The organism is Micromonospora sp. L31 (genome assembly GCF_052068075.1).
Classification (GTDB): Bacteria; Actinomycetota; Actinomycetes; order Mycobacteriales; family Micromonosporaceae; genus Micromonospora; species Micromonospora purpureochromogenes.
The window spans coordinates 255,951-267,686 of sequence record NZ_JBQHDC010000007.1; the positions used below are offsets into that span (position 1 = coordinate 255,951).

8 protein-coding genes, 1 tRNA gene and 1 pseudogene are annotated in these 11,736 nt (G+C 70.6%); 3 read left to right on the top strand and 7 right to left on the bottom strand.

Annotated features, from left to right (window positions below; all coding sequences use genetic code 11):
- Positions 1-62: 62 nt before the first annotated feature.
- On the bottom strand, positions 63-518 hold the full coding sequence (locus tag ACTMS9_RS21000) for a GatB/YqeY domain-containing protein (RefSeq protein WP_154941316.1): 456 nt from the start codon (positions 516-518) through the stop codon (positions 63-65).
- A gap of 25 nt (positions 519-543) precedes the next feature.
- Here ACTMS9_RS21000 and ACTMS9_RS21005 point away from each other — a divergent pair, with 25 nt between their 5' ends.
- Together ACTMS9_RS21005 and ACTMS9_RS21010 are read left to right on the top strand one after the other, a co-directional pair.
- Positions 544-1,437, top strand: coding sequence for a metallophosphoesterase (locus tag ACTMS9_RS21005; RefSeq protein WP_441165747.1), 894 nt, complete (start codon positions 544-546; stop codon positions 1,435-1,437).
- A gap of 90 nt (positions 1,438-1,527) precedes the next feature.
- Positions 1,528-1,604 (top strand) — tRNA-Pro (locus ACTMS9_RS21010).
- Positions 1,605-1,789: 185 nt separating this feature from the next.
- Here ACTMS9_RS21010 and ACTMS9_RS21015 read toward each other — a convergent pair.
- The 3 genes from ACTMS9_RS21015 to ACTMS9_RS21025 all read right to left on the bottom strand — a co-directional run bounded on the left by ACTMS9_RS21015 (position 1,790) and on the right by ACTMS9_RS21025 (position 5,769).
- Complete coding sequence (locus tag ACTMS9_RS21015) at positions 1,790-3,868, bottom strand: amylo-alpha-1,6-glucosidase (protein WP_441165748.1); 2,079 nt, start codon at positions 3,866-3,868, stop codon at positions 1,790-1,792.
- The gene (locus ACTMS9_RS21020; RefSeq protein ID WP_441141927.1) at positions 3,865-4,242 is read right to left on the bottom strand and encodes an SCP2 sterol-binding domain-containing protein; all 378 of its coding nucleotides are present in this window, start codon (positions 4,240-4,242) and stop codon (positions 3,865-3,867) included. Before ACTMS9_RS21020 ends, ACTMS9_RS21015 begins: the two co-directional genes overlap by 4 nt.
- A gap of 300 nt (positions 4,243-4,542) precedes the next feature.
- Entirely contained in the window at positions 4,543-5,769 is a 1,227-nt protein-coding gene (locus ACTMS9_RS21025; RefSeq protein WP_441141925.1) for an epoxide hydrolase family protein, read from the bottom strand.
- A gap of 341 nt (positions 5,770-6,110) precedes the next feature.
- Between ACTMS9_RS21025 and ACTMS9_RS21030 the strand changes: the two genes are divergently transcribed.
- Positions 6,111-6,458 carry a DoxX family protein gene (locus ACTMS9_RS21030; protein WP_441165749.1) on the top strand — a complete coding sequence of 116 codons (348 nt, stop codon included), beginning with the start codon at positions 6,111-6,113 and terminating at the stop codon, positions 6,456-6,458.
- 69 nt (positions 6,459-6,527) lie between these two features.
- Here ACTMS9_RS21030 and ACTMS9_RS21035 read toward each other — a convergent pair whose 3' ends face one another.
- The 3 genes and pseudogenes from ACTMS9_RS21035 to ACTMS9_RS21045 form a co-directional block, all read right to left on the bottom strand.
- Complete coding sequence (locus ACTMS9_RS21035; RefSeq protein ID WP_441165750.1) at positions 6,528-7,964, bottom strand: PKD domain-containing protein; 1,437 nt, start codon at positions 7,962-7,964, stop codon at positions 6,528-6,530.
- 465 nt (positions 7,965-8,429) lie between these two features.
- Positions 8,430-8,876 (bottom strand): annotated as a pseudogene (locus tag ACTMS9_RS21040) (SRPBCC family protein); the annotation flags it as partial.
- 159 nt (positions 8,877-9,035) lie between these two features.
- Entirely contained in the window at positions 9,036-11,693 is a 2,658-nt protein-coding gene (locus ACTMS9_RS21045) for a hypothetical protein (protein ID WP_441165751.1), read from the bottom strand.
- Between the last annotated feature and the right edge of the window lie 43 nt (positions 11,694-11,736).

Here is an 11,736-nt window from a genome sequence, read left to right on the forward strand (position 1 = left end):
CCTCCGCACGAACGACGGGCGGGCACCCTTTGGAGGGTGCCCGCCCGTTTCGCGTACCCGGGTCAGAGGCCGAGCTGTCGGCGTACCTCGGCGGCCACCCGGCCCCCCTCGGCCTGGCCGGCCACCGCGGCCTGGGCCGCCTTCATGGCCGGGCCCATCTGCGCCTTGCCGGTGAAGCCGCCGGCCGCGAGCGCCCCCGCGACCAGCTCGGCCAGTTCGTCGTCGGAGAGCTGCTTGGGCAGGTAGCGGTCCAGCACCTCACCCTCGGCGGTCTCCTTGGCGGCCTGGTCGCCCCGGCCGGCCTCGGCGAAGGCGGTGGCGGCCTCGCGCCGCTTCTTCGCCTCCTTGGTCAGCACCGCGAGCACCTCGTCGTCAGTGAGCTCGCGCTTGGCCTTGCCGGCGACCTCGGCGGTGCCGACGGCCGCGAGGGCCATCCGCAGGGTGGAGGTGGTCAGCTCGTCGCGCGCCTTGAGAGCGGCGCGCATGTCGGCAGTGAGGCGGTCCTTCAGCGTGCTCATGGACGGTCAAACTACCCTGAACGCCATGCGAAAGCGCACACTATTCCGCCTCGCCGCCGGAACCGTCGCCGCGGGCGCGGCCACCCTGGCGTACGCGTCGCTCGTCGAGCGCAACATGTTCACCCTGCGGCGGTACGACGTACCGGTGCTGCCGGCCGACGCGGAGCCGCTGCGCCTGCTGCACCTGTCGGACCTGCACATGATGCCCGACCAGGCACGCAAGCAGCAGTGGGTGGCCTCGCTGGCCGCCCTCGACCCGGACCTGGTGGTGGTCACCGGCGACAACATGGCCCACCCGGAAGCAGTCGAAGGGGTGCTGCGGGCCCTGCAACCGCTGCTCGACTACCCGGGCGCGTTCGTCTTCGGATCGAACGACTACACCGGGCCGGTCTGGAAGAACCCGTTCACCTACTTCCTGCCGAACCGGGAGTACACCGAGGGCGTCGAGCTGCCGCACGAGGAACTGCGGGACGTGTTCACCGGGGCCGGTTGGGCGGACCTGAACAACGCCCGGACATCGGTGAAGGCCGGCGGCCGCCTGGTGGAGCTGGTCGGCGTGGACGACCCGCACATCGAGCGGGACGACTACGACGCCGTCGCCGGGCCGGTCGCCGCCTCGGCCGACCTCGGCATCGCGCTCGCGCACTCCCCCGAACCGGCGGTGCTGGACCGGATGGCCGCGGACGGCTTCAGCCTGCTGCTCGCCGGGCACACCCACGGCGGCCAGGTCTGCGTACCCGGCTACGGGGCACTGGTGACCAACTGCGGGCTGCCCCGTTCGATGGCCCGCGGGCTGCACCGCTGGCCCGGCTCGGACTCCTGGCTGCACGTCTCCGCCGGCCTGGGCACCCACCCCACCGCTCCGGTGCGGTTCGCCTGCCCGCCGGAGGCGAGCGTGCTGACGCTCATCCCGCGCTGAGCTCCCCGGCGCCTGCGCCCCGGGGGCGGGGTCGAGGGGGTACCGAGTTTGACCATCGGACCGGGTGGGCTACTATTTGTCGGCACGCCTCGGGGTGTGGCGCAGCTTGGTAGCGCGCTTCGTTCGGGACGAAGAGGTCGTCGGTTCGAATCCGGCCACCCCGACCAGAGGTAACAGCAGGTCAAGGCCCCTCCACGGAGGGGCCTTGATTCGTTCCTGCGGCCTACTGCTCTTCCGAAGGCAGCGAGAAGGCAGCAGACGACGCCAGCACCCTGCGATCCCGGTCTCGCGTCAAGGCGGCCCTGAACGGCCGGATGCGCCGCCGCCTCAGCGCGCGCCGGCCGCTGCCGCGCTACTTCTGATCAGGGGGGCCCATTCGTCGTCGGTGAGTGAGGCGGTCGCGGCCGCGGCCGTACGCGTCGATGTAGCCCCAGCGTCCTGGGATGTCGAGGAGTTGGAGGTGGCCGATATGTGCGGGTATAGCGGGATTTGTGACCATGTTCTCGTCAACTGGCTCGATGCCGAGCATGGTACGCAGCAGCAGGAGCGGCGTTCCTGAGGACCAGGCTTGGGGGCTGCATGCCGTGGGGTACTCGACCGGGTACCTGGTGCGTTCGCGGGGGTAGCCGGCGAATGCTTCTGGGAGGCGGCCCTGGAAGTAGGTGGCGGCGTCGAGAATGCCGCTGGCGATGCGGGCGGCCTCTTCGTTGAAGCCGTAGCGGCGCAGTCCCCAGGCGATGAAGGAGTTCTCGAATGGCCAGACCGTGCCGATGTGGTATCCGACGGGGTTGTACCGTCGTTCGGTCGTGGCCAGGGTGCGCACGCCCCAGCCGGAGTACATTGCGGGCGACATCAGGTGTGTCACGACCGCCTCAGCCTTGTCTTCGTCGACGATGCCGCTGCCGAGCAGGTGGCCGATGTTGGAGGACAGCGCGTCGACCCGGTCCGCGCCGGGGCCGGCCAGGGCCAGGGCGTAGTACTGCCGGTCCTCGAGCCAGAAGTCGCGGTTGAACCGGCGCTTGAGGTCCGCCGCGTCGCCTTCCAGACGAGCGGCGTAGTCGGGATCGTTCCAGAACTGGCGGGCCAGCCGGGCCGCGCGCCGCTTCGCGTCGTAGGTGTAGCCCTGCAGTTCACAGGTGGCTCGGGGGAACCCGGGCAGCCGGCCGTCACGGTAGGAGATGGAGTCCAGGGAGTCCTTCCAGCATTGGTTCTCCAACCCGGTCTGTTCGTTGCGACGCTGGTAGGACACGTAGCCGTTGCCCATCAGGTCGGCGTATTCGTCGATCCAGGTGATCGCCGCGCGGGCGGCGTGTTCGAACTGCCGCACCGTTGTGGCGTCGCCGCTCCACCGCTCGTACTCGTCGAGCAGGATCACGAACAGGGCAGTGGCGTCGGCGGTGCCGTAGTACGGGCTGTGCGGCTGCTCCCCGAACGCGGCGGTCTCCCCGTACCGGATCTCGTGCAGGATGCGCCCCGGGTCCTCGTCGCGGAAGTCGTCGATGTTGCTGCCCTGCCACCGGGCCAGTACCCGGATGGTGGTGGCGGCCAGCTCGGGCAGGAACGGCACCGTCTGCAAGCTGGTGATGATGCTGTCGCGACCGAACATGGTCATGAACCAGGGCAGACCGGCGGCGGGCATGCTGTCCCCGCCGCCGACGGCAGGCCGGAAGCGTAGTGCGGCTAGATCAGTCAGGCTGCGCTGGTACGTGCGCTTCAGCGGCTCCCAGTCGGTCTCCAGCGTCGGTGCCTGCTCGAGCCACCGGTGCAGCTCGGCCGCCATGTCGTCGATGGTCCGGGTGGTCGCCCCACGGGCCACCAGCGGCACGGACCGACCCCGTACGACAAAGATCGGTTCAACCTGCAACCGGGTGCTCCATTCCTGGCCCGGCTCGATGTGCACCGTGAAGGTCAGCCCGTGCTCGTCGATCTGGGCGGGCTGGTTGGCGCGGATGACGGTCTCCCGGTGAAAGGTCTCCCGCTGGTAGCCCAGGACGAGGTGGTCGTCCTCGACCCGCTTGAGGTAGGTGCCCTTCTTCGCCGTGGCGTTCTTGACGTCGAACAGGTCAGCGAAGTCGCTGCCCGCGTCGACCCGCACGCACACGTCGGCCGGGTCCTCGCCGTGGTTGATGACCGTCACGTCCTCGACCAGCCCGCTGGATAAGGTGCGATGCCGCAGCACCGACAGCTCGGCGTTGACGTATACCGTCGCGGCTCCCGGCACGAGGAAGAAGCGCGTCTCGAAGTACTGCACATCGTCGACCGACAGCGAGCTGAGCCGCATCCCGTCGACGGTCAACACCCACGTCGACAGGTACCGCGTGTCGAAGGAGAACAGGCCGGCCGGGTCGGCGAGGGTCGCCTCGATATCTCCACTGTCCGTGCTGACAAGGAACGTATTTCCATCCAACAGCGTCACCGCGCCGTCGCTCATCCGGTCCCCCCATGCACGCTGCCGGCCGTCCCCGGTCCGGCCTGCCCGGGTGGTCCGGGAAACAGCCGACCGAACAGAACAACCAGGTCAAGGCTTCCGTCCAGGCGAACCTCACCCCGCAACACAGCCGGCAACAGCTTCTCCTCACCCGCTACCAAGCGGTCGAACCAGGCGCGGTCGGCGCGGAGGACCGCATCCACCTCGGAGTCAGCCGGGTCGACCCTGACCTTCCCGTCATCGAAGACCAGCGTCCACAGCTGCCAGCAGTCCCCATCCACAATCTCCACGCGCAGCCGGCCGTGCTCGTGCTCCAACCACGGCACGTGCCCCCGATCGGACAGATCATCGAAGAATGTCCTGGTGGGATTGGTCATCCTCAACCGCCTTGCCGCCTCGACGCGCCACTAGGCACCGGCATGTCCCGTCTCCGTACCCGTCGAAGCGGGCCGCATTTATGGACTTTCGCAACTCCGGGGGCAGGGAGCCAACAGCAGCGGTGACCTGACCAGAGGTAAGTGAAGGTCAGGGCTCCTCCTCGGAGGGGGCTTGGCCCGCTCCTGGGGCTCACCGCTCGGTCGGAGCCGGCCGGCTACCCCCGGAAGTCTCCGTGGCTGTCGCCTCCGCCGGGCCGCCCCGCCGAGCGAAGGCACGGGCAGCCGGCCGGACGCGGTCGGCTAGCGGAGCGACCGGAAGGCGGTGCGCAGCTCTTCGGACAGGAGCTGTGGCTGTTCCCAGGCCGCGAAGTGCCCGCCCTTGTCGAGCTTGTTGTAGTGGATCAGATTGGAATACGCCTGCTCGGCCCAACTCTTCGGGGCCTGATACATCTCGTTCGGGAAGACGCTCACGGCAGCCGGGACGGAGACGCCCTTGGCGGCGAAGAAGGAGAGCTTGTTCTCCCAGTAGATGCGGGCCGCGGAGACTCCCGAGTTCATCAGCCAGAAGAGCGTGATGTTGTCGAGGACGTCGTCCCGCGTGAGGCCGACGGATTTCCCGGCGAAGGCCTGGCAGATCAGGTCCAGGCTGGCCGCGTCATGGTCGATCATGTAGCTCGCCAGCGCGATGGGCGAATCCGCGAATCCGGTCAGTGTCTCCGGACGCGTCCCCATCAAGAGGGCGTAGGCGGAATGCTTCCAGAAGAAGTCGAGCTGCTCGCACGTCTGCTTCTCCTCGGCGGAGAGGTTGGCCGGCAGCGAGGCCAGCGGGTTGGCGGCTCCGGTGACGCCGGTCTGGAGCAGCGTGTCGATGTCGGGCGGGACGACACCGGGCATGTTGGTGTGGATGCCGGCCAGTTCCGGAGGCGCCTGCAGAGCGATGACGTCCGTGATGAGCGCCCCCCAGTCGCCGCCCTGCGCGACGAACCGCGGGTAGCCGAGGCGCCTCATCAGCTCGATCCAGGCGCCGGCGATGCGCTCCGGGCCCCAGCCGGGCTCGGTCGGCTTGCCGGAGAACCCGAAGCCGGGCATCGACGGGATCACCAGGTGGAAGGCGTCCGAGGCGGCCGCGCCGTGTGCCGTCGGGTCGGTGAGCGGACCGACGATCTTCAGCTGCTCGATGATCGAGCCCGGCCAGCCGTGCGTGACGATGAGCGGCAGCGCGTCCTCGTGCTTCGACCGGATGTGGAGGAAGTGGATGTCCAGCCCGTCGATCTCGGTGATGAAATTCGGTACGGCGTTCAGCCGTGCCTCGACCTTGCGCCAGTCGTACTCCTTCTCCCAGTAGCGGGCGAGCGCCTGGCTGGTCTCGAGCGGCACGCCCTGGGACTGATCGCCGACGGTCTGCTTCTCCGGCCAGCGGGTGGCCGCGATACGCGCACGTAGCGCCTTCAGATCCGCCTCGGGCACCTCGATGGTGAACGGCCGGATCTCCACGGTCCTCGTGCGCGCTTCGGTCTTGACAGCCATCTGGCCACCTTCCGTTCGAGCTGATCAGAGGTCGAGCGGGAGCCTTCTGCCCTCGTGCCGCGACAAACGGCAAAGCACCCCGCTCCTGCCTCGCGAGGGCATTTCGATGACGGCGCTACCCGGACTTGCGGCAGGTCACAGAGGTGCACGGCCCATCTGCCCAGAGCGTAGGACGCCTCTTCACGGGTCGCGGGCCATACCACCGATCCCGCCCGGCGCTGCGGGCCGAGTCCGCCCGAGTGTCCGAAACGTCGGTCACAACCGGGCGCGGCCCGGTGTCAGTGCGGTGAGGAACCCCGGACGACCCGCCCGGGTGAGCCGCACACCGAGGAGCACTCCTGATGTCCACCGCGCACGTCGTCGTGACCCTGCTGGCCGCCGCCATGGTCGGCTTCTCCGCCGCCTCCGTCTTCCTCCGCGCCCCGTGGGTCGTGCAGCCCCTGGCCGACTACGGCGTACCCCGCTCGTGGTGGCCCTGGCTCGGCACCGCCAAGGCGGCCGGCGCGGCGGGACTGCTGGCCGGCCTGTTGGTGCCGGTCGTCGGAGTGCTGGCCGGGATCGGCCTGGTGCTCTACTTCACCGGCGCCGTCGTCACCGTGCTCCGGGCGCGCTCGTACTCGCACATCCCGTTCCCCCTGCTGTACGCGGCGCCGGTGATCGGCTCCCTGGCGCTGCTGGCCGCCTCCTGAGCGGCGCGGAAGCCCCGGACAGGCCCCGGACGGCGCGGTCGCGGTGCGGCCGGCCGGGGCGTCGACGGTTCAGGCGACCTTGACCGGCGCCGAGCGCAGTTCGTTGTCGTACGGGAGCGCGTCCCGGGCGTCGAGCAGTTCGGCGACCGCCCGGAAGGAGACCTTGCCGACGGCCAGGTCCTCCGCCGTGACCGTGTAGTCGATGACGAAGCGGGTGGTCTTCCCGCTGTCCGTCGCCGGTACCGGATGGGTGGACGATCCGACCGGCACGTAGCCGGTGGGGGTGCTCCGCTCGAGGTCGACCCGGACGTTCTCGTCGTACCGGGTGTTCCGGACCTGGACCGCGACCCCGATGGTCTGCCCCACCCGCGCCGTCGACGGCACGTTCAGCTTCACGACGGCGACGTCATGGGTCCGGACCGACACCACGTGGCTGACCGAGGCGGTGCGCCCGTCGAGGGTGCGCACGGAGAGCCGGACGGTCCAGTCGCCGTCACCGGGGAACCGGTGCACCGGGTACAGCTCGGTCGACGTCGTCCCGTCACCGAAGTCCCAGGCGAAGGAGGCGAAGCCGGCGCCGGCCGGGTCGTAGGCAGAGCTGCCGAGGCTGACCTGGTCGTAGGAGCTGGGGTCGCTCGGGTAGTGGTAGAAGTCGACGGTCGGGTCGGCCGCCACGTCGAGCTGGAAGGTGTGCGCGGCGCTGCCGTCCGAGCCCACCTGGAACAGGTACGTGCGGCCGGCCTGCGCCACGAAGGTCAGCGGGTCGTAGTCGTAGAGGCGCGTACACCCCACCCGGGAGAGCGCGGTCAGCGAGGAACCCGTGTAGGCGGCGATGCCGGCGTAGCCCGGGTTCGTCCGGGCCGTGATCGAGCCGGTGGTCGTCGGCGTGTACGCGTACCAGGCCGTGTGGCCGGCGCCGCCGCAGGACGAGGGCTCGCCGGTCTCGGCGGTCGCGCCGGCGTAGTTCCGGGTGTCGGCGTACGGCAGTGCGCCTACCGTGATCGCGTCGGCGAAGTCGTCGTTGGCCGGCGCCACGGCCTGGTCGAGCGAGAACCGCAGCGAACCGCCGGTGGTGTCGCCGAAGCCGCCGGTGCCGACCATGAGGTGGTACGTCGTGCCCGCGGTGACCGCGAAGCGGATCCTCGACCGCTGGCTGCCGTTGTCGTCGTTGCAGGCCACCTGCGTGAGGGAGCCCTGCCCACCGGTCCAGGCCGAGAGCACGCTGTAGTAGTCGCTGCCGTACGTGTGGGCCTCGACGCGGCCGTCCACGGTCGGGGTGAAGCTGAACCAGACGGACCCCCGGTTGGCGCACCCGGTCGGGTCCGTCGGGTCCGTGGTGGCGCCGGTGGTGTCGATGGTGGTGGTGAAGGGAGTGGTCCCCACCGTCGTCGCGGCGGAGAAGTCGTCGTTCGCCGGTGCGGCGTAGGCGGCGGTCTGCCCCGCGACGAGCAGGGCGACCACCCCCGTGAACGCGACGGCGAGCCGGGCGACACTGCGTTTGATCACTGGAATCCTCCTGGGCCCCGTATCCCACCTGGATGGTGACCGTCCGACCGTACGGCGGCGGGCGCAGCGCCATAGTTAAATGGATCACTGGTTTTGGTTAAGGGGCACAGGCGCGGGGCCCGGCGGTCCGACCGGGTGGTCGGTCCGCCGGGCCCCGCAGGGGGTACGTCAGAGCGGGCGGTTCGGCTCGCTGACCGGGCCACCGGGGTACGCGGTGGCGGCCGCGTCGGGCACGACCTCGACGTCGGTCACCACGTACTCGGTGTCGGTGGTGGTGGTCGTCGGCGTCCGGTCCTCGTCGTCGCCCGTGCGGTGCTTGGCGGCGGCGATCCCGGCGGCGGCAGCGGCACCCGCGGCGGCGGCGCCGGCCGCGACCGCGGTGCCCGAGACACCGGCCTTGCCGCTGTCAGCCTGGGACGACGCCGCGTGCGCGACGCCCGGCGTGCCCACGCCGTGCCCCTCGCCGACCGAGCCGCGCCAGGCGCCGGTCTCGGCGCCCCGGGACTCGATGAAGCTCTTGAACTTCTCCAGGTCGGACTCGGCCTGCTTCTCGACGATGTTCAGCTTGTCGCCGGTCTTCTCGACCAGCCCCTCCGGCTCGTACTCCAGGTGCAGCCGGACCATGGTGCGGCCCGCGCCCACCGGCTGGAAGTAGACGGCACCGGCGTTGGTCGCGCCCTCGGTCGCCGCCCAGGCGACCTTCTGGTCGGGCACCTGCTCCAGGACCCTGGCGTCCCACTCACGCTTGACGCCGGCGATCTGGGCGACCCAGTGCATCCGCTGGTCGTCGAGCTGGCGCACCTCCTGCACGCCGCCCATGAAGCGGGGGAACTCCTCGAACTGCGTCCACTGGTTGTAGGCGGTGCTGACCGGGACGTCGACTTCGATCGACTTCTCGACCACGGTGGTCATGGCAATCCTCCTCGTTCCGGTCGACCTCCCTCCACGCGGGAGGGAGCAGCTTTTCTCGTCCACCATAATCCCTACCCACCGTCGGACGGCTGAACCGGAAAATGCCGGAGCCGGCGACAACCCGCAGGTCACGGGGGGTCGCCGGCTCCGGGTCGTACGTCAGGACAAGGGCGCGATGAAGAAGCCCGCCTGGTCCACGATCAGCTCGGTGCCACCCTTGCTGTTGTGGTACACGGCGATCTCCCCGCCGGTGCCCGCCCGGACGACCGCCATGTTCGCGGCCGTCTCACCGGCGACGAAGTTGACGTTCGAGGCGGTGGGCGGCGCCGCCCCGGTACGCGGGTACGCGGTGAGGACGCCCGGGGCGCTCGGTCGGGTGGCGGTCATGTTGAACACGGCCGCGGTGGGCGTGGCACACGTCGCCGGGCACGCGGTCTGGACGTACCGGGGCAGGAAGGCGACCTTCTCGTACGGCTGGAGCGGACCGCCGTACCCCCGGCCGTCCAGGCCGATGCTCGCCCGGGTGTCCACGATCCGGTGCGGGTCCAGCGGCACGTAGCCGTCGACGGCGCCCGAGGCGGCGGAGCCGTAGTAGCCGGCCAGGTCGGCGATCACGTGGGTGGTACCCGAGCTGGCGTTGTGGATGCTGACCTTTCCGGCGACGACGGGCACGGTCACCAGGTTGGGGATGGTCTGCCCGGTGACGAAGTTCAGGTTCGATGCCACCGGCACGGTCGAGCCCGCCGGGAAGACCTTCAGCACTCCGTTCGCCGTCGGCCGGGTCACCGTGACGTTGAGGATCGCCGCCGTCGCGCCGGCCGGCAGCTTGCCGGAAAGGTCCACCTGCCGGGTGGTGTTGGCGGGGAACGGCCCGGCGGCGCCGGCGCGGGTGTCCAGCATTCGGGTGGGCGCCAGGGTCCGCAGGCCACTGCCCTTGGCGCCGTACCAGCCTTGCAGGTCGGCGACGACGTGCACGGTGCCGCTGCCGGTGTTGCGGATGCGCAGCTTGCCGTTGGACATCGGCACGGTGACCAGGTTCGGCACCGTCTCCTTCGGCACGAAGTTGACGTTCGAGGCGTCCGGCAGCTTGACGCCGTCCGGGTACACGGTCAGGAACCCGGCGCTGGTCGGCTGGGTCGCGGTGACGTTCAGCACGACCGCGGTGATGTCCGCCGCCGGCACCCCGCCGATCTCGGGAATCGACAGCACGACCTCCGAGTTGCCCGGCACCGGCGTCCGGGTGGGCACGCCGACCGCCGACCGGGTGTCCAGCACCCGGGTCGGGGCGACCGGCTGGTACAGCGAGCCGACCACGGTGAACAGCGGGCCCACCGAGGCGTTGCCGGCGCGCGACTTCGTGCTGAGGTCGGCCGCGCGGAAGCCGATGAAATCGACCCGGGCGTTCATGACGACGCTCCCCGCCCGGCGGAACGTGTGCCGCAACGACCCGGCAGTCCCGACCCGCCAGTACCGGTCACCGGTGAACTTGAACGCCACCGAGCCGCCCGGCCCGTCCGTCGGGTACCAGTACGTCGGCACGGCGGTGGCCTCCGTGTCGAGGAACCCGCCCCCGGGCACCCGACGGAAGCCGGTCGCGCCGACCTTGCCCTGCCCGACCCACTCCACCGCGCCGCGGTCGTGGTACCCGTTGCCGGTGCCGGTGTTCGACACGTGCGGCAGGTCGGCGTGCGGGTTGCCCAGCAGGTCGGTGCGGAGCACAGCGGGCGCGTCGGCGTCAGCGCTGTCCAGGCCGGGTGAGCCGCTTTCGAGCTCCCACCAGCTGCGGGACTGGCCGCGCCGGTCGAGTCGCACCAGGTCGAGGATGTCGTGCCCGCCCTGCCCGGTGGCGGCCCGGAACGCGTCGAGGGTCTCGTGGGTGGTGCCGCCCCACCGGTACGGCACACCGCCACTGCGGGAGCCGATCAGGTTGTGGTCGGACGTCGACCCGGCGGACGACTCCGGCGAGACGGAGATCGCGGTGGCCCGCGACGGAGCGTCGCAGGGCTGCGGGTCGTACTCGGGGCCGCCCGCGGTCTGGACGACGTTGTTGTGCAGCCGGACGCCCGGCGAGACGCCGGCCACCTGGATCGCCACGTCGCACTCGTTGACGACGGTGTTGCCGGTGATCACCGTGCCCGGCGCGTCGGTGACGTCCACCCGGCTGTCCTCGAAGGCGTTGCCGGTGATCACCGCCCCCGTAACCCCCGGCTCGACCACCACTCCCGCGGCCCCGCCGTGGGCTCGCAGCCACGCCCGGCTCACCCTGACGTCGCTGGACCCGCCGGTGAGCCGGATCAGCGCGGGGGCCTCGAACTGGTTGCGGATCGCCAGGCCGTCCAGGGTGACCCGGGAGGAGCGGTCCACCACGACGGTGCTGCTGCTGCCCCAGGTGGCGGCGATGAAGCCCTCCAGGACGACATCGTGCACGCCCGCCAGGCGGAAGACGGTGTCGGTGAGGGTGTAGTGGTCGCCGACGCGGACCTCACCGTCGGGGCTGTGCACGGCCCGGTAGGTGATCGGCGCGTCCGGGGTGCCGGACCGGTCGAAGGTCACCGTCTCCCGGTAGTCACCCGGATGCACCAACACCGTCTGGCCCGGCTGCGCCACCGCGGCCGCGGCACCGATGGTGCAGTACGGCTTCTCCGTGCTGCCGTCAGCGTCCGGCGTGCAGTCCTTGTTGTTGACGTACACCTCGGCGCGCGACGCGGCCTCCTGGGTGACGGTGGGCGCGGCCACCGCAGGCGCCGCCGGCCCCGTCAGACCGACACTCGCCACCAGTGGCAGGACCGCGAGCAACGCGGTGCCGTGTCTTCTCATCGATCTCCCCCGTGATATCGAGCAGGTGCGGCGGCAGCCTATC

Excerpts from the sequence above, each read along its gene's own strand:
- ACTMS9_RS21015 (WP_441165748.1), bottom strand. The coding sequence starts at position 3,868 with ATGAGCGACGGCGCGGTGACGCTGTTGGATGGAAATACGTTCCTTGTC.
- ACTMS9_RS21025 (WP_441141925.1), bottom strand. The coding sequence starts at position 5,769 with ATGGCTGTCAAGACCGAAGCGCGCACGAGGACCGTGGAGATCCGGCCG.
- ACTMS9_RS21005 (WP_441165747.1), top strand. The coding sequence starts at position 544 with ATGCGAAAGCGCACACTATTCCGCCTCGCCGCCGGAACCGTCGCCGCG.
- ACTMS9_RS21045 (WP_441165751.1), bottom strand. The coding sequence starts at position 11,693 with ATGAGAAGACACGGCACCGCGTTGCTCGCGGTCCTGCCACTGGTGGCG.
- ACTMS9_RS21030 (WP_441165749.1), top strand. The coding sequence starts at position 6,111 with ATGTCCACCGCGCACGTCGTCGTGACCCTGCTGGCCGCCGCCATGGTC.
- ACTMS9_RS21000 (WP_154941316.1), bottom strand. The coding sequence starts at position 518 with ATGAGCACGCTGAAGGACCGCCTCACTGCCGACATGCGCGCCGCTCTC.
- ACTMS9_RS21020 (WP_441141927.1), bottom strand. The coding sequence starts at position 4,242 with ATGACCAATCCCACCAGGACATTCTTCGATGATCTGTCCGATCGGGGG.